The 1,941-nt window shown below is 73.5% G+C and carries 2 protein-coding genes and 1 pseudogene; all 3 read right to left on the reverse strand.

Going from position 1 to position 1,941, the window contains the following annotated elements:
- Positions 1 to 91, reverse strand: a pseudogene (locus IE321_RS41340) (adenosylhomocysteinase); the annotation flags it as partial.
- 19 nt (positions 92 to 110) lie between these two features.
- Positions 111 to 974, reverse strand: a complete 864-nt coding sequence (metF, locus tag IE321_RS41345; RefSeq protein ID WP_190226761.1) for a methylenetetrahydrofolate reductase [NAD(P)H] — start codon at positions 972 to 974, stop codon at positions 111 to 113.
- Positions 971 to 1,941: vitamin B12 dependent-methionine synthase activation domain-containing protein (locus IE321_RS41350; RefSeq protein WP_308439761.1), on the reverse strand; the 971-nt coding region annotated here is incomplete at its 5' end. The genes IE321_RS41350 and metF, both read right to left, overlap by 4 nt.

A 1,941-nucleotide genomic window follows, 5' to 3' on the forward strand; every position in this document is an offset into this window, starting at 1 on the left:
TCGCCATCAGGCCGGGCATCTCGTGCTCGGCGAGGGTGATCTCCTTGCGGCCGAACTCCGCGAGGCCGAGGTCGGCGACCTTGAAGTCGGTGAACGGGGTGTCGGTGACGTCAGACATGGGCTGCGACTCTCCTAGCGCTGAGGACGGTCCGGTGGATCTCCAGGGCCGCCGTCGACTTGTTGAGGGTGATGTAGTGCAGGCCCGGGGCGCCCTCGTCGAGGAGCCGCAGGCCCATGCCGGCCGCGTGCTCGACGCCGATGCGGTGGGCGAGCGCCGGGTCGTCCTTCGCGGCCTCCAGGCGGTGCGCCAGGTCCTCGGGGAACGCGGCGTCGGAGAGCTCGGCGAAGCGGCGGATCTGGCGGACGTCGGTGGCGGGCATGATCTCCGGGATGATCGGGGTGTCGCAGCCGGCGGCGGCGACCCGGTCGCGCAGCCGCAGGTAGTCCTCCGGGTCGAAGAACATCTGCGTGAGGGCGTAGTCGGCGCCGGCCCGGCACTTGGCGACGAAGTGCGCGAGATCGCTCTCCGGGTCGGCGGAGCGCGGGTGGCCCTCGGGGAAGGCGGCGACCCCGATCCGGAAGTCGCCCAGCGACCGCACCAGTTCGACGAGTTCGTAGGCGTACCGGAAGCCGTCGGGGTGCGGGGTCCAGGGGCCGCGCGGGTCTCCGGGCGGGTCGCCGCGCAGCACGAGCACGTCCCTCACGCCCGCGTCGGCGTACGCGCCGATGATCGCCCGGAGCTCGGCGACGGAGTGGCCGACGGCGGTCAGATGGGCGACCGGCCGGAGGGTGGTCTCGGCGGCGATCCGCTGGGTGACCTCGATGGTGCGGTCGCGGGAGGAGCCGCCGGCGCCGTAGGTGACCGAGACGAAGTCCGGCTTCAGCGCCTCCACCCGCCGGATCGCGTCCCACAGCGTGCGCTCGCCCCGGTCGGTCTTCGGCGGGAAGAACTCGAAGGAGTACGTGGGCGTCACCTGCGGCCTCCCGCGTTGAAGTAACCCGCCTCGGGGTGGTGGACGACGATCGCGTCGGTGGACTGCTCCGGGTGGAGCTGGAACTCCTCGGAGAGGTGCACCCCGATCCGCTCCGGACGGAGCAGTTCGGCGATCTTGGCGCGGTCCTCCAGGTCGGGGCAGGCGGGGTAGCCCAGCGAGTAGCGGCAGCCCTGGTACTCGGTGCGCAGCATGCCGTCGAGGCCGGCCGGGTCCGCCCCGGCGATGCCCCACTCGGCACGGACCCGCGCGTGCCAGTACTCGGCCAGCGCCTCCGCCAACTGCACAGAGAGGCCGTGGAGTTCGAGGTAGTCGCGGTAGGCGTCGGCGGCGAAGAGCCGGGCGGTCTCCTCGCCGATCCGGGAGCCGACGGTGACGACCTGGAGGGCGACGGTGTCGACCTCCCCGGAGTCCTCGGCGCGGTGGAAGTCGGCGAGGCAGAGGCGGCGGCCGCGGCTCTGGCGGGGGAAGGAGAAGCGGGTCCGCTCGCCTCCGTCCTCGTCCAGGACGATCAGGTCGTCGCCCTTGGACACGCAGGGGAACCAGCCGTAGACCACGCCGGCCTCCACCAGGCCCTCGCGCTCGACCCGGTCCAGGAGGGCGCGCAGCCGGGGCCGGCCCTCCGTCTCGGCGGTCGCGGGGTCCTTGAGCCCCCACTGGCCCTTGAGGAGCGCCGCCTCGTCCAGCCAGGGGGCGTAGTCGGCCAGCGGGATGCCGGTGACGACCCGCGTGCCGAGGAAGGGGGGCTCGGGGACGGGGTTGTCGGCGGCGACGTCGGACCGGCCGCCGGGCTCGGGCTCCCGCACCTGGAGCGGCGCCTCCCGCTTCGGTACCCGCCGCTGCTTGAGCGGGGGCAGTACGGCCCCGGGGACGCCCCGCTTGACCGCCATCAGTGCGTCCATGAGGCGCAGGCCCTCGAAGGCGTCGCGGGCGTAGCGGACCTCGCCCT

This window comes from Streptomyces hydrogenans (assembly GCF_014656075.1).
GTDB lineage: Bacteria > Actinomycetota > Actinomycetes > Streptomycetales > Streptomycetaceae > Streptomyces > Streptomyces hydrogenans.